The sequence below is a fragment of the Bhargavaea ullalensis genome, from assembly GCF_042432615.1.
Classification (GTDB): Bacteria; Bacillota; Bacilli; order Bacillales_A; family Planococcaceae; genus Bhargavaea; species Bhargavaea ullalensis.
On sequence record NZ_JBHLWY010000023.1, the window covers coordinates 1 to 18,588 of the forward strand.

Genomic DNA, 18,588 nt, shown 5'->3' on the forward strand with positions numbered 1-18,588 from the left:
GTGACTCAACCCGTACGACTCGGGGACGGATCCGTACGACTCAAGCCGGGTTCCGTACGGTTCAGGCCAGGATCCGTACGACTCGGCCGCATCCGGGCGCCGGGTGACTCAGCCCGTACGACTCGGGGACGGATCCGTACGACTCAAGCCGGGATCCGTACGACTCGGCCGTCCGCCTTTGCCGCATAGCGGCGGACTTTGGCTGACTTCATCCTTCCAGCCGCCCTCCGCTTTTGTTCCATCCAGCTGCGCGGGCCAGACCTTCGGGGTCATAAGTCATGATGCGCCGCGAAGCGGGCTTCGCTCTGCATCCTGCCTTATGCCTGTCGGGTCTTGGCAGGCCCGCTCCGCTTTTGTTCTTACATATTCCTTCTATACTGTCCGCCGACTTCATAAAGCGCGCCGGTGATCTGACCGAGGCTGGCCACTTTCACCGTTTCCATGAGTTCCTCGAAGATGTTGCCGTTTGAGACGGCGGCCTGCTTGAGGCGGTTGAGGGCTTCGGCCGTTTTGTCTTCGTGGCTTTCCTGGAAGGCGCGGAGGTTGTGGATCTGGGTTTCTTTCTCTTCCTTCGTCGCGCGTGCGAGTTCCATGCTGTCGATGTCTTCTTCGCTCGGCGGGTTCGGGTTGAGGTACGTGTTCACGCCGATGATCGGCAGGTCGCCCGAGTGCTTCAGGTGCTCGTAGTACATCGATTCTTCCTGGATCTTGCCCCGCTGGTATTGGGTCTCCATCGCGCCGAGGACGCCGCCGCGGTCGTTGAGCCGGTCGAATTCTTCAAGCACCGCCTGTTCGACAAGGTCGGTGAGTTCCTCGATGATGAACGATCCCTGGAGCGGGTTTTCGTTTTTCGACAGGCCGTGTTCCTTCGTGATGATCATCTGGATCGCCATCGCCCGGCGGACCGATTCTTCGGTCGGCGTCGTGATCGCTTCGTCGTAGGCGTTCGTGTGCAGCGAGTTGCAATTGTCCTGCAGCGCCATGAGCGCCTGGAGTGTGGTGCGGATATCATTGAAGTCAATCTCCTGGGCATGCAGCGAGCGTCCGGACGTCTGGACATGGTACTTCAGCTTCTGGCTGCGTTCGTTCGCGCCGTATTTCTCGCGCATCGCGACCGCCCAGATGCGGCGTGCGACACGGCCGATGACCGTATATTCCGGATCCAGCCCGTTCGAGAAGAAGAACGACAGGTTCGGTGCGAAGTCATCGATGTTCATGCCGCGGCTCAAGTAGTACTCGACGTACGTGAAACCGTTCGCCAGCGTGAACGCCAGCTGAGAAATCGGGTTCGCCCCCGCTTCCGCGATATGGTAGCCGGAGATCGAAACCGAGTAATAGTTGCGCACTTTGTGGTCAATGAAGTACTTCTGGATATCGCCCATCATCCGGAGCGCGAATTCCGTCGAGAAGATGCATGTGTTCTGGCCCTGGTCTTCTTTCAGGATGTCCGCCTGAACGGTGCCGCGGACGGTCTGCAGCGTCTGTTCCCGGACGTCGGTAAACTCTTCCACGGTGAGTACGCGGCCGAGCTCTTCTTCTTTCTTCTTCACCTGCTGGTCGATCGCGGTGTTCATGAACATTGCGAGGATGATCGGCGCCGGGCCGTTGATCGTCATCGAGACGGACGTCGTCGGCGCGCACAGGTCAAAGCCGTCGTACAGCTTCTTCATGTCTTCGAGCGTGCAGATGGAAACGCCGGACTCGCCGACTTTTCCGTAGATGTCCGGGCGGTAATCCGGATCTTCCCCGTAGAGGGTGACCGAGTCGAATGCGGTCGACAGCCGCTTGGCATCGTCGTCCTTTGACAGGTAATGGAACCGGCGGTTGGTCCGCTCCGGCGTTCCTTCGCCCGCGAACTGGCGCTTCGGATCTTCGCCCTGGCGCTTGAACGGGAACACGCCCGCCGTGTAAGGGAATGAACCCGGCACGTTTTCGGCATACACCCAGCGGAGGATCTCGCCGTAGTCCTTGAATCGTGGCAAGGCGACTTTCGGGATCTGAAGGCCGGACAGGCTTTCCGTGCGCAGAATCGTGCGGATTTCGCGGTCGCGGACTTTCGTCACGAATTCCTCGCCGGAGTAGGCTTTTTTCAAGCTTTCCCAGTTGTCGAGGATACGCTTGGATTCCGCAGTGAGCTCGTCGCGCACGCTTGCCATGAGCGATTCGAGTGATTTCTCGAGCGCTTCATCGCCGCCTTTTTCACGGATCATCCCAAGCGAACCTTCCAGCTGGAACAGGCGCCGTCCGAATTCCGCCTGCTGCTCCGAACGCTTGTGATAATCGCGGACCGTGTCCGTGATTTCGCGGAGGTAGTAGCGGCGGTCGTTCGGGATGATAACGTTCTGCTTCTGAGTTTTCACCGAATGCTTGTAGGACGTCTCCCAGCCGAGGTTGAATTTCTCGTTCAGGACGTCGACGATCGCCGCGAACAGCGAGTTGGTCCCTTTGTCATTGAACTGGCTGGCGATCGTGCCGTACACCGGCATGTCGTCGAGGTTCTTGTCGAACAGCGTGCGGCTGCGCTGGTACTGTTTCTGCACCTGGCGCAGGGCGTCTTCAGATCCTTTGCGCTCGAACTTGTTGATGGCGATCAAGTCCGCAAAGTCGATCATGTCGATCTTTTCCAACTGCGTCGGTGCGCCGAATTCGCTCGTCATCACATACATCGAAGCATCGGAGATTTCCGCGACTTCCGCATCGCCCTGGCCGATTCCGCTCGTCTCGACGACAATCAGGTCAAAGCCGGCCGCACGCACAACATCGAGCACATCTTTGATCGCTCCGGAAAGCTCGGAGCGCGATCCGCGCGTGGCGAGCGACCGCATGTAGACGCGGTTGCTGAAGATGGCGTTCATCCGGATCCGGTCGCCGAGCAGCGCGCCGCCCGTCTTCTGCTTTGTCGGGTCGATCGACAGGATGGCGACTTTCTTGTCCGGCAGCTCGTGCAGGAACCGGCGGATTAGTTCATCCGTCAACGAGCTCTTGCCGGCGCCGCCCGTGCCTGTGATGCCGAACACCGGTGTGTTTTTCGAATGCTTCCGGACTTCTTCGAGCATCTTTTCGGCTTCCTCGTCGCCGGTTTTGTGGGCGTCCTCCGCCATCGTGATCAGGCCGGAGAGAAGCGGAACGTTTTCTGTCGTGAGGTCTTCGGGATGGCCGAGGTCTTTTTTCTCGGACGTCTTGTAGTCGCACTGCTTCAGCATTTCGTTGATCATGCCCTGAAGGCCGAGCCGGCGTCCGTCTTCAGGCGAGAAGATGCCGGAGATGCCGTAGTCCTGCAGTTCCTTGATCTCTTTCGGAATGATGACGCCGCCTCCCCCGCCGTAGATGCGGATGTGCGGTGCGCCTTTTTCCTTGAGCAGGTCGTGCATGTACTTGAAATATTCCACATGGCCGCCCTGATAGGACGAGATCGCGATGCCCTGGACGTCTTCCTGGATGGCGGCGTTGACGACTTCCTCGACGGAACGGTTGTGGCCGAGGTGGATGACTTCGGCGCCGCTCGCCTGGAGGATGCGGCGCATGATGTTGATCGACGCATCGTGGCCGTCGAACAGGCTGGAAGCCGTGACGAACCGGACATGGTTCACCGGGCGGTACACTTCAACTGGTGCTGTGGTCAAGATGGTTCCCCCTCCCGCAGACGGACGCTCAGTCCATGGATGAGCTCATCCGTCTGCATGGTAATGAATTCCTCGAGCGTGAACAGTTTATGGAGCGCCCACCGGCGGAATGCCCACATCTGGCCCTGGACGACGATGTGGTGCGCAGCCAGCTCCGTTTCCTTTTCGGAAAGACGGAGTTCCCCCGACTCCGCGCAGCCGGCGAGGATTTTCCTGAACAGGGCGGTCATTTCAAGCTCTTTTTCAAGAACGTATTTCAGTGCCGTCTTCGGCAGCGATTTCGACTCCTGGTACATGACGGTGAACTCGTCTTCCATATCGTCGATGAGTGTGATGTACTGCAGGATGGCGTCTTTCAGGCCGTCGATCGTGCCGGGCTGTCCGGCGAGCGGAGACAGGCGGCTGTTCACTTCGTCGTAGATCCGGTCGCAGACGAGGTACAGCACGTCTTCCTTTGTCCGGATATATTCATACAGCGTGCCGATGCTGAAGCCCGCTTCCTTCGCGATTTCCCGCGTCGTCGTGCGGTGGAACCCCTTCTCCCTGAAAAGCTTCACCGCTCCGCGGATCATCTGGTCACGGCGCTTCTCGATGAGCGTCTCGTCTTTGACGGACGACTTCACCTCATGGCGTGCCTGTTTGTGCTGTTCCGTCATTTCGTCAGCATGCGGGAGATGACGAGGCGCTGGATTTCCTGCGTGCCTTCATAGATCTGGGTGATCTTCGCGTCGCGCATGAAGCGCTCTACCGGATAGTCTTTCGTGTAGCCGTAACCGCCGTAGACCTGGACCGCTTCGGTCGTGACTTTCATCGCCGTGTCGCCGGCCATCAGTTTCGCCATCGCGGATTCCTTGCCGTACGGGTGGCCGTTCGACTCGAGCCAGGCTGCCTGGTAAGTGAGGAGGCGGGACGCTTCGATCGACGTCGCCATGTCGGCAAGCTTGAAGCCGACGCCTTGATTGGCCGCGATCGGCTTGCCGAACTGGACGCGTTCCTTCGCGTAATCAACCGATGCGTCCAGTGCGCCCTGTGCGATGCCGACTGCCTGTGCGGCGATGCCGTTGCGGCCGCCGTCGAGCGTCTTCATCGCGATGATGAAGCCCTGGCCTTCTTCGCCGAGCAGGTTTTCCGCCGGCACTTTGCAGTTGTCGAAGATGACTTCCGTTGTCGGGGACGAGCGGATCCCCATCTTCTTCTCTTTTTTGCCGACCGAGAATCCTTCAAAGTCCTTCTCGACGATGAACGCGCTCGTGCCTTTGTGCTTCGAAGTCGGATCAGTGACCGCAAACACGATGTACGTGTCGGCGATGCCGCCGTTCGTGATGAACATCTTCGAGCCGTTCAGGATATAGTGGTCGCCGTCTTTCTTGGCCGTCGTCTTCATGCCGCCCGCGTCGGAACCGGAACCCGCTTCCGTCAGGCAGTACGCGCCGACTTTCGACCCTTCCGCCATTGGCCGGAGGTACTTCTGCTTCTGCTCTTCGTTGCCGTATTTGAACACAGGCCAGCCGGCGAGCGACGTGTGCGCGGACAGGACAACTCCGGCGGATGCATCGACGCGCGACAGTTCCTCGACCGCGATCACATAAGCCAGGAAATCGGACCCGATGCCGCCGTACTCTTCCGGCCACGGAATCCCCGTCAGGCCGAGTTCCGCCATCTTGTGGAAGATCTCCATGTCGAACCGTTCTTCCTCGTCGCGCTCTGCAGCGGTCGGCGCCACATCCTTCGTCGCGAAATCGCGCACCATTTTTCGGATCATCTCATGTTCTTCAGAAAGCTTAAAATCCATTTTCAACACCCTTTCGGTCATCAATGAAGTGATTGCAGTGAAGCGTTATCTTTATCGGGCCGAACGTTATCTTTATCGGCCAAAGCGTTATCTATATCAAGGCGAACGTTATCTTTATCCCGGGAAGCATGATCTTTATCCGCCGAAACAACGTTTTGGCACAGAACCTCTTACTTCGTCAGATGTTTACTGATGACGAGCCGCTGGATCTCGCTCGTGCCCTCGTAAATCTGGGTGACTTTGGCGTCACGGAAAAATCGTTCCATCGGGTAGTCTTCGGTGTAGCCGTAGCCGCCGAACACCTGGATGCCTTCGGTCGCACAGTCGACGGCCGCCTGGGAAGCCCACAGTTTTGCCATTGACGCTTCCTTGCCCGCCGGCAGCCCCTGCGAGCGAAGCCAGGCGGCACGGTAGACGAGGAGCCGGGCCGCTTCAACTTGTGTGGCCATATCGGCAAGCTTGAAGCCGATGCCTTGATTGGCCGCAATCGGCTTGCCGAACTGGACGCGTTCCTTCGCGTACCCGGTCGCGGCTTCAAGTGCCGCTTCCGCGATGCCGAGGGCCTGCGCCGCGATGCCGATCCGGCCGGCGTCGAGGTTGGCGAGGGCAATTTTGAATCCTTCGCCCGGCTTGCCGAGCACATTTTCCTCCGGCACGTTCATATCTTCGAATGTGAGCCCGACGGTCCGGGAGCCATGGAGACCCATCTTTTTCTCGTCTTTGCCGATGACGAGCCCCGGCGTGCCGGCTTCGACGATGAACGCCGTGATGCCGTGTGTCCCGGCGGCAGGGTCGGTCGAGGCGAAGACGATGTACACATCCGCTTCCCCGCCGTTTGTAATGAAAATTTTCGAACCGTTCAGGACATACCCTCCGTCCTTCTTCACAGCGCGAGTCTTCAGCGCTCCGGCGTCGGATCCGGCGGACGGTTCGGTGAGGCAGAAGGCTCCGAGGTACTCGCCCGATGCGAGCTTCGGCACGTATTTCTGCTTTTGTTCCTCGGTGCCGAACAGGAGAATCGGATTGGTTCCGACCGACGTGTGGACCGACAGGATGACGCCCGGCACGGCGCTCACTTTCGAAAGTTCATGGACGGCGATGATGTAGCTCACGTAGTCCATTTCCGAGCCGCCGTATTTTTCGGGGACGGAAATGCCCATCAGGCCGAGCTCGCCCATCTTGCGGACGATGTCGCGCGGAAATTCCCCGGCTTCCATGCGCGGGATGAACGGCTCGATTTCGTTTTTGGCGAAGTCCCGCACCATCTTGCGCATCATCTTTTGTTCTTCGGTGAAATGAAAATCCATGCTGTGCACCTCTTTAAGGCTTTCTGTATGATGATTTATTCTTTATTCGTAGACATAGAAGCCGCGGCCGGACTTTTTGCCGAGCCAGCCGGCGTTGACGTATTTGCGCAGGAGCGGGCACGGACGGTATTTCGGATCGCCGAATCCTTCCTGGAGCACTTCCAGAATGTACAGGCAAGTGTCGAGGCCGATGAAGTCGGCGAGCTGGAGCGGGCCCATCGGGTGGTTCATGCCGAGCTTCATCACTTCGTCGATGTCTTCTTTCGTGGCAACGCCTTCATAGAGAGTGAAGATCGCCTCGTTGATCATCGGCATGAGGACGCGGTTGGAGACAAAGCCCGGATAGTCGTTCACTTCGACCGGCGTCTTCGACAGCTTGCGCGTCATCTCTTCGATCGCTTTGTACGTTTCGTCGGTGGTGGCGAGCCCGCGGATGATTTCAACGAGCTTCATGACCGGGACCGGATTCATGAAGTGCATGCCGATGACCTGGCCGGGCCGGCCGGTCACCGCTGCGATTTCCGTGATCGGCAGTGCCGACGTGTTCGTGGCGAGAATGGCCTGTTTCGGCGCGGTTTCATCAAGCTGGCGGAAGATCGACTGCTTGATCTCCATTTTCTCGACCGCCGCTTCAATGATGAGGTCGGCGTCTTTGGCATCGGCCAGGTCGGTCGATTTCGTGATCCGGCCAAGCGTTGCTTCCTTCTCTTCGGTGGTCATCCGTCCTTTGTCGACATTGCGCGACAGGTTTTTCGTGATGACGCCGAGGCCCTTTTCGTAGGATGCTTCACTGATATCGTTCAAGGTGACGTCGAAGCCGGACTGGGCGCACACTTGCGCGATGCCGCCGCCCATCTGTCCTGCTCCGATCACCATTATCTTTTTAATATCCATCCGTCATTCCCCCTCCGGTACTTCAATCATGATGGCGTCGCCCTGGCCGCCGCCCGAGCAGATCGCCGCGATGCCGATCCCGCCGCCGCGCCGCTTCAGTTCGTGTGCGAGCGTCAGGATGATGCGGGCGCCGCTTGCCCCGATCGGGTGTCCGAGTGCCACGGCTCCGCCGTTCACATTCACTTTTTCAGGGTCGAGCTTCGCGATCTCGGAGCTGGCAAGCGCCACTGCCGCGAAGGCCTCGTTGATCTCAAACAAGTCGATGTCCTCAAGCGATTTTCCGGTCTTTTGAAGCAATGCATTGATGACGAGTCCCGGCGTTTGAGGGAAATGCTCCGGCTCGACAGCCACTTCGGCGTGTCCGAGCACTTCCGCCAGAATGTCCCGGCCTTCCTTTTCGGCGCGGTCTGCACTCATCAATACGAGTGCGCACGCACCGTCGTTGACGCCCGGCGCGTTGCCCGCCGTGATCGTGCCGTCGTTGCCGAATGCCGGACGCAGTTTTGCGAGCGACTCTTTCGACGTGTCGCGGCGCGGGGCTTCGTCTTCGCCGACAAGGATCGACTGGCCTTTTCGCGCCGGCACTTCCACCGGCACGATTTCTTCGACAAACAGGCCTTCGTCGATCGCCTTCACGGCCCGTTCATGGCTGCGGAGGGCCCAGTCATCCTGCGCTTCGCGGCTGAGGCTCATTTCTTCGGCGGTGGAATTTCCGTACGTGCCCATGTGGACGCGCTCCGGGTGGAACGAGCAGGACAGGCCGTCGTGGATCATGCCGTCGATAAGCGGGGCATCACCCATTTTCAGCCCAAAACGGCCTTTCGGCATGTAATACGGCGCATTTGACATCGATTCCATACCGCCCGCGACGATCACTTCTTCGTCGCCGAGCCGGATGATCTGATCGGCGAGCGTGACGCTCCGCATGCCGGATGCACAGACTTTATTCACCGTCTCGGTTTTCGTGCTCCACGGAAGTCCGGCTTTGCTTGCCGCCTGACGGGACGGGATCTGTCCCTGCCCGCCCTGGAGCACCGTGCCCATGATCACTTCATCGACTTCTTCAGGTGCCGTCTCCGTCCGCTCGAGTGCCGCCCGGATTGCCGTGCCGCCGAGGTCGCTTGCCGTTTTCTTGGCAAGGAGCCCGCCGAATTTGCCGAACGGCGTCCGTGCGCCGCCGAGGATGACCGTTTTCGCCATTTGAGTTTCCCCCTTTAAAGTTGAGAGCGTTTTCATAGAGTTCCCGGAGAAAGCCGGGCGGACGTCCGTTTTTCGGTGCATGGCCGGTGACTGAACGCTCGCTCGACATTTCCTCCAAAGAAAAGGGAGTGACGCAATGCACTCCCTCTCTCATTTGTTTCATTGTATCGAATTTTCAAAGATAGTGCAAGAATCACTGCAGGACGGGTTCTTCTTCTTCGGCAACCGCAGCTTCCGGGTGGTCTCCGAAGATCGAGCGCTCCAGCAGCTCGGCGACGTCGTACGTGCCGACCTTGTCTTCCACTTCGACCGCTTTCGTGCCGTCGGACAGCATCGTCAGGCAGTATGGGCAGCCCGAGGAGATGACGGACGGGTTCACTTCGAGCGCCTGCTCGGTCCGCGCGACGTTCACGCGGTGTCCGGCGTCTTCCTCCATCCACATGAGGCCGCCGCCCGCGCCGCAGCACATGCCGTCCTGGCGGTTGCGGACCATTTCGACAAGTTCGACGCCCGGGATCGACTTGAGAATCTCACGCGGCGGATCATACACATCGTTGTAGCGGCCAAGGTAGCACGAATCATGGAACGTGATCTTTTCGTTGATTGCATACTTCGGCTTCAGGCGGCCTTCCATGATGAGCTTGTACAGCAGCTCCGTATGATGGTAGACGATTGCATCAAATCCGAAGTCCGGATATTCGTTTTTGAAGATGTTGTAGGCGTGCGGGTCGATCGTGACGATCTTCTGCACGTCGTTTTTCTCGAATTCCTTGATGTTCGCTTCGGCGAGCTCCTGGAACAGGAACTCGTTTCCAAGGCGTCGCGGCGTATCGCCGGAGTTCTTTTCCTTGTTGCCGAGGATGGCGAATTTGACGCCCGCTTCGTTCATCAGATGCGCAAACGAGAGCGCGATCTTCTGGGAGCGGTTGTCGAAGGCGCCCATCGAGCCGACCCAGAACAGGTACTCGAAGCCTTCGCCCGATTTCTTCGCTTCCTTGACCGTCGGGATGTGAAGATCCGGACGCGCATCGCGCCAGTTCTCCTTCTCTTTCCGGTTGAGGCCCCAAGGGTTGCCCTGGCGCTCGATGTTCGTCATCGCACGCTGTGCATCCGCATCCATGCGGCCTTCCGTCATAACGAGGTAGCGGCGGAGGTCGATGATCTTGTCGACGTGTTCGTTCATGACCGGGCACTGGTCTTCACAGTTCCGGCAGGTCGTGCACGCCCAGATTTCTTCTTCCGTGATGACGTCACCGATGAGCGACGGGCTGTAGATGTCTCCGATGACCGCGCCTTCAGCGCCTGCCGCCATCGCGAGCTGGTTGCCGCGCGTGTCGCTGAACATGAACTGCGGCACCCAAGGTTTCTGCTTTGTCGTGACCGCCCCGGTGTTCGTCAGGTGGTCGCGCAGCTTCGTGATGAGGTCCATCGGCGACAGCATCTTGCCGGTGCCGGTCGCCGGGCACATGTTCGTGCAGCGTCCGCATTCGACACAAGCGTAGAAGTCGAGCATCTGGAGCTGCGTGAAGTCCTCGATCTTGCCAGCGCCGATCGACGGCATTTCTTCCTCGTCGCCGTCTTCTTCTTCCAGAACGGAGAAGTCGATCGGCGCGAGCTTGCCGCGGCGGTCAAAGCGCATGAGGAACGTGTTTGCAGGTCCGGCGATCAAGTGCGCGTGCTTGGACTGCGGCACGTACACGAGGAACGCGAGCAGCGTGAGCAGGTGGACCCACCAGGCAACGAAGAAAATCGCCGTTGCCGCAGATGCCGGCATCCAGCGGAATCCGCCGGCGATGAGCGATGCCATCGGTTCCGTCCAGGTGGCCGCCTCGTTGTGCCAGATCATGTTCATGCCGTTGGCGACGAGCGTCGACAGCATGAGCGTCCCGATAAAGATGAGGACGAGGCCCGCTTTCCAGCCGCGGCGCAGCCGGACGAGCTTCTCGACGTAACGGCGGTAGAATGCCCAGACGACCGCGACGAGGATCATGAAGACGACGATCTCCTGGAAGAACGTGAACGCCGGATACACCGGGCCGAACGGCAGGTGGGATCCCGGCTTGAGTCCTTTCCAGATGAGGTCGATCGCTCCGAACTGCACGAGCAGGAATCCGTAGAAGAACATGACGTGGATCGCGCCGCTCTTCTTGTCTTTCAACAGCTTCTTCTGTCCGAAGACGTTCACCCAGATCATATGCAGGCGTTCCTGGAGCTTGAGGTCGAATTCCTCTTTCTTTCCGAGCCTGATGAACTGGATCCGTGTTTTGACGACGTATGTGAACAGTCCGAGCCCGTAGGCAACGACGGCCAGGAATAAAATCCAGTTGGCGATGAGCAATGGGTTCACAATGTCCTCCCCTTTCTTTCCGTTTGCCGGACGGCGTCTCTGTATCCGCTTTCAGCTTCGTGACAGGCCTGGTTCCGGCAATGTCTATGGATACAGTTTAATAATGAATGAGCATTCAGTCAACACTATTTTAGAATATTTCCATGTGTCTTAAAAAAAAGCAACTGTTTCTGTCGATTGTACGGGATGCCGGCCGCCTGTGCAATGAGAAATCGGCCGTGCCGCCGGATCCGGCCGGTTCAGAGACGATCCGCACGGCCCGGGAAGTGATCCGTCCGGTTCAAGGCGTGACCCGTACGACTCAAGGATCGATCCGTACGACTCAGGCAATCCGTACGGTTCGTGGCGCGATCCGTACGGCTCGGACCCGGATCCGTACGACTTGAGGTGTAATCCGTACGACTCGGGCGATCCGTACGGTTCAAGGCGTGACCCGTACGACTCGAGCCCGGATCCGTACGGCTCAGTCCGCAACCCGTACGGCCCACACCACCCTCCCCCTCCCGCACCGCTTCCGCCGCAGCAAAAAAGGCCTCTCCGAAGAGAGACCTGACCGTCATGCTATTTCACGCGTCCGAAAAATTCGCCGAAGTGTTCGCCGGCCTGTTTTTCCGCTTCCGGCGCGATCCGGACGAGCACGGCCGTGGACGGGCCGGCGGAGGCGGCCGGATCCACGCCGGCAGGCCACTGCGAAAGCGTGCGCCCCGTCATCCGCTCCCACTCCCGTGCCAGGCCGCCGGAACCGACGGGCCAGACGGCAGAAGCGAGCCCGGCGTCAAGCGCTTTTTTCACTTGATCCAGACGGGCGACTTTCCCGCGTTCGTTCAGGACCGCTTCACCGACAAGCGGGCGGCCGTACAGAAACCAGTTTTCTCCGGCTCCGTCCGCCAGGCGGCTTGTCTTCCCGATCATCGTCACGGCAACGGCCGATTGGACCATGTCCATGTTTGTTTCCGTGCTTCCGGATATCGGAGGCGCGTCCGCCCCGCTCTCAAAAAACGCCCGGCGGACCCCTTCACTGTAGGCGTCCCAGCTGCCGGATCCCGTGAAATTGTGAATGATCACCGCCTTCGGATCGGCACCGGCCGCCCACTGCTCCAGCAGGGCCACCCGCGCAGAAAAGTAAGCGACCGTTTCATCGGATGCCCGCACCGGATCTTCGGGCTTCATGCCGATGCCGCCGGAATTGTCGGTCGTGACGATGAGTCCGTCTCCGAATCTGAGGGAATTTCTCATCGGACCGGCCCCTTCCGGACGACGGCTTTTTGGACGAACGGCATGGCGACCGCGCCGAGTGCCGCATTGACGAATGTGGCGGCCAAGATGCCCGCGACGGACGCAGCAAAGAAGGCAGGCGAGATGACCCAGTAAAACGGCAGGACCGCGAGGAAGCCGTTTGCCACGATGAAGAACCACCATTTCATCCGGTGCCACCCTTTCCGGTGGAAGAAGGCAAACACACTGATGATGACGAACATTTCACCGGCAATGAGGATATGAAGCGGACCGAGCGGGGCCCCGGCCGTCAATGCGGATACGAAATGACCGACCATCGCCGCAACTCCGGCGGCGGCCGGCGGAAGGAACACGGCCGACACGAGCGCAGGCGAAGAATCAAGCGCTGCAGACCCGACGCCGAGGGGAATCTTGATAAACGCACCGACCGCACACATCGCGGAGATGAGTGCGGTGAGCGCGATCAGCCGGGGGTTTTTCATTCCCCGCCGTCCTCTTTTTTCTTCGTTGTCTTGTTGCGGAACACTTTCGCACTTCGCACGTACTCCACGTCCGGCTGTCCGAGCCGGGCATTTGCGACGCGCGCTGCGGCGAACAGATAGTCGGAAAGCCGGTTGAGGTACTGGAGCACGGTTTCCGGCACTTCTTCCCCGGAGTTGATCAGACGGACAATCTGGCGTTCGCCCCTCCTTGCGACCGTGCGGCAGATGTGCAGTGTTGCGGACGGGGCGGAGCCGCCGGGCAGGATGAATCGCTCAAGTTCCGGTGCCTCTGCCATCAGCTCATCGATCCGGCGCTCAAGCACATCGACCGACTCCGCCTTCAGCTTGTCCGTCCGTTTGTCGGAGACGTTCGCCAGGTCGCCGCCTCCGTCGAACAGTTCATGCTGGATCGTCTCCAGGTCCTCAAGCAGGTCTGCAAACTTCCCTTCCGGCAGTTCGGTCATGGCCTTGCCGATGAATGAATTCAGTTCGTCCGTCGTGCCGTAGGCTTCCACCCGGAGGTTGTCCTTGAACACCCGCGCGCCGATCAGTCCTGTTTTCCCTTTGTCTCCCGTTCGTGTGTAAATTCCCATGTTGCCCTTCCTCCTTCATCGTATTTTCTGCGGAATGCCGTACCAGATGCGGGTGATCCCGTCCGCCTGCCGGGACAGCCGCTGTCCGAGACGGCCGCATGCATCGCGCAGCCACCTGGCGTGCGGATCCACCGGTACGATTCCGCGGCCCATGTCCGTCAGGATGATAATGAGCCCGTCCCGGTCCGCCCGCTCCAGAAAGCGGAGCACATCGGCGACCGCTTCCTCTTCGTCCGTGTGATGGTCGTTTATGTACTCTTCCAGTCCGGCCACGACAACCCGGCCGGACGGGGGTTCCGGCAGCGCTTTGAGTTCGCCGGCTTCAATCCATTCATGCGCCGCTTCTCCAAGCAGGCCTTTCACAAAGTCCCGTTTTCCGTTATGGGCGCCGCCGAAATAAATGTGCAACGTGCTCCCTCCTCCCAGTCTTTCCTGCTGTTCCACTGCAGCTCGTGGACGGATCCCGCCGGCACCCGCCAGTCGAAGAACGGCTTCTCCTCCGGGGCGAGCCGCATCAGGATATGTCTCAGCGGTCCGCCGTGCGAGACGACCGCAGCCGAACCAATGCCGGACAGTGCGCGCAGTTCCGAAAGTCCCCTGTCGGCACGGGCCGCCATTTCCCCAAACGTTTCCCCGCCCGGCGGCCGTACAGATGCCGGGTCGTCGATCCAGCTGCGGTAACGGACATCTTCCTTCAACTCATCATAGCTTTTCATTTCCCAATCGCCAAAATGGCATTCCCGGAAGTCGGACGCCGGATAAAAGTCCCTCCCCGGGAACAGCAGTGCGGCCGTTTGCCGGCAGCGGAGCAGATCACTCCCCCATACGACGTCCGGACAAAACGGGGCGGGCCCCGCAGATGCGGAAACCGGGACGTTTGTCCAGCCGACATACCGCCGTTCGCGGTTGGCCGCCGTCTCCAGATGACGGATCAGATAAAGAACAAAAGGACGATCCACAGCAGCAGTTCACTCCCTTCGACGAATGCACCGGCCAAATCTCCCGTCGCTCCTCCGAAATGGCGGACTGCCCACCGGCCGGAAAGGAAAACTGCCGCCAGTATGGCCGCCAAGATTGCAAGGGGAACTTCAGGCGTGCCGATGAACAATCCGGCGGCGGCCAGCCCGGCAATGAGCACCAAAAGCCCCGGCACGACAACCTGCATGCCGTCCGCCCGCTTCTTCAAAAAGGCGAGCAGCCCTGAATCTTTTGCGGTGGGAACCGTCCCGTAAAACATCGCCAGCCCAGCGCGCGCTGCGAACGGGACAATCATGAAATGAACCCACCCGAGACCGCCGCGGGAGATCAATTCATTCAGCACGGCCAATTTCCCGGCGACGAGGAACAAAAGCGCCATCGTCCCGAACGCGCCGATCCGGGGATCCCCCAGAATCTCCAGCCGCTTTTCACGGTCCCGGTAAGAGAAAAAGGCGTCGCCCGTGTCCGCCCATCCGTCCAGATGAAGACCGCCCGACAAAACGGCGAACAGGAGCACGGCCGCAAATGCCGAGAGAAAGCTGCCCGTCCCGGCCGGCCCCGACAGCAGGAACGAGGCTCCCCAGGCGGCTAGGCCGATCAATGCGCCGACCGCCGGGTAAAGCGTGAACATCCAGACGGTCTCCCTCCTGCCGATCGGAAGATTTCTGCGGACGGGCACTGCCGTGAAAAACTGGACGGCCAGCAGGAACCCGCGGATCACGGCCCGGGCACCTTGTCCGGAAGACCGATCAGCCGGCGGATTTCCGGCCAGTCGGCATATTTTCGGAAGTGATCCGCCCATCCGTCATAGTCCGGATGTAGCCTTTCCGTCTCCCGCCGGCCGAGTGAATCCTCTTCCTGGATTCCGTGACTGTCCATCACCGGAATGACGCCGAGCACCGGCAACCCCGTCCTTTCCTCAAGGAACGCCACGCCGTCTTCGAACAGCCGGGCGTCCCCGCGGAATTTATTGATGATCAGCCCCTTGACCCGCCTGCGGTCTTCTTCCGGCAGCAAATCAAGTGTGCCGATGACGGAAGCGAACACGCCGCCCCGCTCAATGTCCGCAACAAGCAGAACCGGCACATCCGCCGCACGGGCAACCCGCATATTGACGAGTTCCCGGTCGTTCAGATTCACTTCCGCGGGACTTCCCGCCCCTTCAATGACAACCGCTTCATACCGCCGGGCCAGAAATTCAAGGGATTCCCGGATCGCCTGCATGCCCGTTTCAAAAAAACGGTTCCGGTAATCCATGCCGACCATACGGCCTTTCGGCTTGCCGAGCAGGATAATGTCGGAGGCCCGGTCATCCGCCGGCATCAGGACGATCGGGTTCATCTCGGCCCGAGGGACCGTTTTGGCCGCCTCCGCCTGGGAAGCCTGCGCCCCGCTGATCTGGAGGTCCCCTCCGATCTGGACGGTCCTTCCCGTCATGTTCTGTGATTTGAACGGCGCTACCCGTACGCCTTCGTTGGCTAGAAGGCGGCAGATGGCGGTGCAGGCCATGCTTTTTCCGACATGGGAAGCCGTCCCCTGGATCATGATTCCATTCATGGCTCTCCCCTCACTTCCATCTGTGTGCGATGCCCGCGTCCATTTCAATCGCCCGGTCGGCAAGCCGGACGAGCCGCCGGTGGATTCCGCCGAGCAGCTCCGCATACTGCCGGGTTTCGGTCCATTCGGACGGCGGCTCATCCAATACTTCGTTGCTTACGACGACGACTTCGGCGGCCACTGACGAAAGGTCCGCCAGCGCATCCATGAGCGCATCGATCTTCTTTTCCATGCAGCCGAGCCGGTTGAGGCAGGGGCGGCCGGAATCGGCTCCTTCATACATTTCGTTGGCAAGCCAGGTTGTGATGCAGTCGATCAGAACTCCGTCTCCCTTACGAAAGCACGGAAGGATGCCCGGCAAACCGAGCGGACGCTCAATCGTTTCCCAGTTGCCGGGGCTGTCTAGCCGGTCCTGCCTGTGACGGCGGATCCGTTCTTCCATTTCCCGGTCGGACGGACGCCCGGTTGCCACATAGACGAGCCGCCCGCATTCCGACTTTTCCAGCAGGGTTTCCGCGTAGGCCGTTTTGCCGCTCCGCACGCCGCCGCTTATAAAGGTGATCTTCCCCCGAACCATCCGGCAAGCGCCTCCTTCAGCCTATCCATTTTCCACTTTTCCTTGATTCCGGCCCGCAGCCAGTTGCCGTCCATGCCGCGGAAGTTCTCCGAATGCCGCAGGACGATTCCCTTTTCGAGCATCGCCCGGTAAAGCGCTCCCGGATTCCCCGGCGGCCGGAAGCTGATGTAGTTGGTTTCGCTTTTTGACACCCGGCATCCTGCTTGGCGGAGAAAGGCGGCAAGGTCTTCCCTCGCTTCTGTGCAGTAGCGGATCGTCCGCTGCCGAAAATCCTCTTCAAGCAGGCAACTCCCGCCGATGCGGGCGGCGACGCCGTTGACGTTCCAATGCGGCGCGGACATCCGGTGCTCTGCAATCCGCTCTTCCGGGGCGATCATATAGCCGAGCCGGATGCCCGGGATCGCATACATTTTCGTCATGGAACGGACGACGGTGACATGCGGATGGTCCGAAAGATGGGGGATGAAAGAATGCTCCTCGCCGGCGAAGTCCATGAATGCTTCGTCGATCACTAGCTCGCAGCCGGTTTCGCGCCCCCGCCCGGCCAGCCGCAGAAGATCGTCTTCCGGAATCCGGACGCCTGTCGGATTGTTCGGATTGCACAGGTACACGACGTCCGCCGTTTCCATCGCTTCCATGATTTCACGCAGCGGAATGGCCGGGTCTGAAGGATCCGTCACGAGGTCCAGGCAATGTGCCCCCTTTGCTTCAAGCGTTGACCGGTATTCCGAAAAAGTCGGATGGATGAGGAGCGCCCGCTTGCCGCGGTACCGGTCGGCAAGGATTGCGAACAGTTCGGCCGCCCCGTTTCCCGCCATCACGCATTCCGGCGGCACACCATGAAACGCGGCCGCCGCCGAGCGGAACGGTTCACCGTCCGGATGCGGGTAATGGGCCAGCGATCCGATCAGTGCCGGCCAGCTTTCCTTCACACGGCGGGGAATTCCGAGCGGGTTTACGTTTTCGCTGAAATCAATCAATTCAGCCGGCGCCTCCATCCCGAGCCGCCGGTATAAAAGTGCGGGGTTCGCCCCGTGTTCAGGCAACGATGCCAATCGCAGCCCCTCCCGTCAAAAGAAATAAAATCAGAAATGCCGTGGACACCCGGTGCATGGCGTTCACCGATTCCGGAATGTCGGCTGCTGCAAGCGGCCGGAGCGGCAGGCCCATCCGCGCCCGGTCAGATGGGACGCCGCCGTAATAGTTGCGTCCGCCAAGTTCGACGCCGAGCTGGCAGGCGGTCGCCGCCTCAAGCCAGCCGCTGTTCGGACTCGGATGCCGCCGGGCGTCCCGGCGCCACCGCCGCCACCGCTCCTTCAGCGGCAGCCCGCCTTTATTGTGAGTGAAAACCAAAATCAACCACCCGGTCAGCCGGGCCGGGATCCAGTTCAGCACATCATCCGCCTTCGCGGAGAAAAAGCCAAACTCCCCGTGCTTTTCGTTCCGGTAGCCGACCATCGAATCAAGCGTATTGACGGCCTTGTACCCCCAGATCCCCGGCGCGCCGAGCAGGAGGGCCCAGAACAGCGGCGCCGTCACGCCGTCCGACGTGTTTTCTGAAACGGTTTCGACGACGCCGCGGACAACCTCCGGCTCTGTGAGTCCATCCGTGTCGCGCCCGACGATCCAGCCGAGTTTTTCACGGGCTTGCTGCAGATCGCCCCGCCGGAGCGGCCGGTAAACATCCATCGCCGCCGACGCCAGGCTTTTCTGTGCCAGCCCGGCCCCGATCAGCAACGCCTCCGCCGCAATGCCGGCGGCGCGGTGCAGGCTATAGCAAATCCAGATGACGGCCCACGCCGCGAGGACCGACACGAAAATCGTGACCGCCAGCAAAAGAAGTCCTTTCAACCGCCGATTCCGCCCCCGGTTCCACTTCCGGTCCAGTAAACCGATCAGCCGGCCGATCCAGCGCACCGGATGCGGCCAGCCTGGAGGGTCACCGATGACGCGGTCGATGACAAAGCCTGCCAGACAGGCGATCAAGTGATTCAGGATCATT

The 18,588-nt window shown here is 60.1% G+C and carries 17 protein-coding genes; all 17 read right to left on the reverse strand.

Annotated features, from left to right (window positions below):
• Positions 1-359 precede the first annotated feature (359 nt).
• On the reverse strand, positions 360-3,623 hold the full coding sequence (gene icmF / locus ACFFIY_RS06235; protein ID WP_354197215.1) for a fused isobutyryl-CoA mutase/GTPase IcmF: 3,264 nt from the start codon (positions 3,621-3,623) through the stop codon (positions 360-362).
• Positions 3,620-4,279 carry a TetR/AcrR family transcriptional regulator gene (locus ACFFIY_RS06240; RefSeq protein WP_354197213.1) on the reverse strand — a complete coding sequence of 220 codons (660 nt, stop codon included), beginning with the start codon at positions 4,277-4,279 and terminating at the stop codon, positions 3,620-3,622. The genes icmF and ACFFIY_RS06240 overlap by 4 nt, the downstream gene beginning before the upstream one ends.
• Complete coding sequence (locus ACFFIY_RS06245; protein WP_354197211.1) at positions 4,276-5,415, reverse strand: acyl-CoA dehydrogenase; 1,140 nt, start codon at positions 5,413-5,415, stop codon at positions 4,276-4,278. Before ACFFIY_RS06245 ends, ACFFIY_RS06240 begins: the two co-directional genes overlap by 4 nt.
• Positions 5,416-5,585: 170 nt before the next feature.
• Positions 5,586-6,722, reverse strand: a complete 1,137-nt coding sequence (locus tag ACFFIY_RS06250) for an acyl-CoA dehydrogenase (protein WP_354197209.1) — start codon at positions 6,720-6,722, stop codon at positions 5,586-5,588.
• A gap of 42 nt (positions 6,723-6,764) precedes the next feature.
• Positions 6,765-7,616 (reverse strand): 3-hydroxybutyryl-CoA dehydrogenase, encoded by an 852-nt coding sequence (locus ACFFIY_RS06255; RefSeq protein ID WP_354197207.1) that lies wholly within the window; start codon positions 7,614-7,616, stop codon positions 6,765-6,767.
• Between the two features lie 3 nt (positions 7,617-7,619).
• Positions 7,620-8,816, reverse strand: coding sequence for an acetyl-CoA C-acetyltransferase (gene mmgA / locus ACFFIY_RS06260; RefSeq protein WP_354197205.1), 1,197 nt, complete (start codon positions 8,814-8,816; stop codon positions 7,620-7,622).
• A gap of 193 nt (positions 8,817-9,009) precedes the next feature.
• Positions 9,010-11,163 carry a heterodisulfide reductase-related iron-sulfur binding cluster gene (locus tag ACFFIY_RS06265; protein ID WP_354197203.1) on the reverse strand — a complete coding sequence of 718 codons (2,154 nt, stop codon included), beginning with the start codon at positions 11,161-11,163 and terminating at the stop codon, positions 9,010-9,012.
• A gap of 561 nt (positions 11,164-11,724) precedes the next feature.
• Positions 11,725-12,399: an alpha-ribazole-5-phosphate synthase gene (locus ACFFIY_RS06270; RefSeq protein WP_354197201.1), complete on the reverse strand. Its 675-nt coding sequence runs from the start codon at positions 12,397-12,399 to the stop codon at positions 11,725-11,727.
• A complete protein-coding gene (locus ACFFIY_RS06275; protein WP_354197199.1) occupies positions 12,396-12,881 on the reverse strand; it encodes an ECF transporter S component in 486 nt (161 codons plus the stop codon). Before ACFFIY_RS06275 ends, ACFFIY_RS06270 begins: the two co-directional genes overlap by 4 nt.
• Complete coding sequence (locus ACFFIY_RS06280) at positions 12,878-13,474, reverse strand: cob(I)yrinic acid a,c-diamide adenosyltransferase (RefSeq protein WP_354197197.1); 597 nt, start codon at positions 13,472-13,474, stop codon at positions 12,878-12,880. The genes ACFFIY_RS06275 and ACFFIY_RS06280 overlap by 4 nt, the downstream gene beginning before the upstream one ends.
• 15 nt (positions 13,475-13,489) lie before the next feature.
• A complete protein-coding gene (locus tag ACFFIY_RS06285) occupies positions 13,490-13,882 on the reverse strand; it encodes a bifunctional adenosylcobinamide kinase/adenosylcobinamide-phosphate guanylyltransferase (protein ID WP_354197195.1) in 393 nt (130 codons plus the stop codon).
• A complete protein-coding gene (locus ACFFIY_RS06290) occupies positions 13,834-14,433 on the reverse strand; it encodes a histidine phosphatase family protein (protein WP_354197193.1) in 600 nt (199 codons plus the stop codon). Before ACFFIY_RS06290 ends, ACFFIY_RS06285 begins: the two co-directional genes overlap by 49 nt.
• Positions 14,406-15,173: an adenosylcobinamide-GDP ribazoletransferase gene (gene cobS / locus ACFFIY_RS06295; protein WP_354197191.1), complete on the reverse strand. Its 768-nt coding sequence runs from the start codon at positions 15,171-15,173 to the stop codon at positions 14,406-14,408. Before cobS ends, ACFFIY_RS06290 begins: the two co-directional genes overlap by 28 nt.
• On the reverse strand, positions 15,170-16,009 hold the full coding sequence (locus ACFFIY_RS06300; protein ID WP_354197189.1) for a cobyric acid synthase: 840 nt from the start codon (positions 16,007-16,009) through the stop codon (positions 15,170-15,172). The genes cobS and ACFFIY_RS06300 overlap by 4 nt, the downstream gene beginning before the upstream one ends.
• 10 nt (positions 16,010-16,019) lie before the next feature.
• Positions 16,020-16,586 carry a bifunctional adenosylcobinamide kinase/adenosylcobinamide-phosphate guanylyltransferase gene (locus tag ACFFIY_RS06305; RefSeq protein WP_354197187.1) on the reverse strand — a complete coding sequence of 189 codons (567 nt, stop codon included), beginning with the start codon at positions 16,584-16,586 and terminating at the stop codon, positions 16,020-16,022.
• A complete protein-coding gene (gene cobD, locus ACFFIY_RS06310) occupies positions 16,559-17,641 on the reverse strand; it encodes a threonine-phosphate decarboxylase CobD (protein WP_354197185.1) in 1,083 nt (360 codons plus the stop codon). Before cobD ends, ACFFIY_RS06305 begins: the two co-directional genes overlap by 28 nt.
• Positions 17,625-18,587: an adenosylcobinamide-phosphate synthase CbiB gene (gene cbiB / locus ACFFIY_RS06315; RefSeq protein WP_354197183.1), complete on the reverse strand. Its 963-nt coding sequence runs from the start codon at positions 18,585-18,587 to the stop codon at positions 17,625-17,627. Before cbiB ends, cobD begins: the two co-directional genes overlap by 17 nt.
• Position 18,588 lies beyond the last annotated feature (1 nt).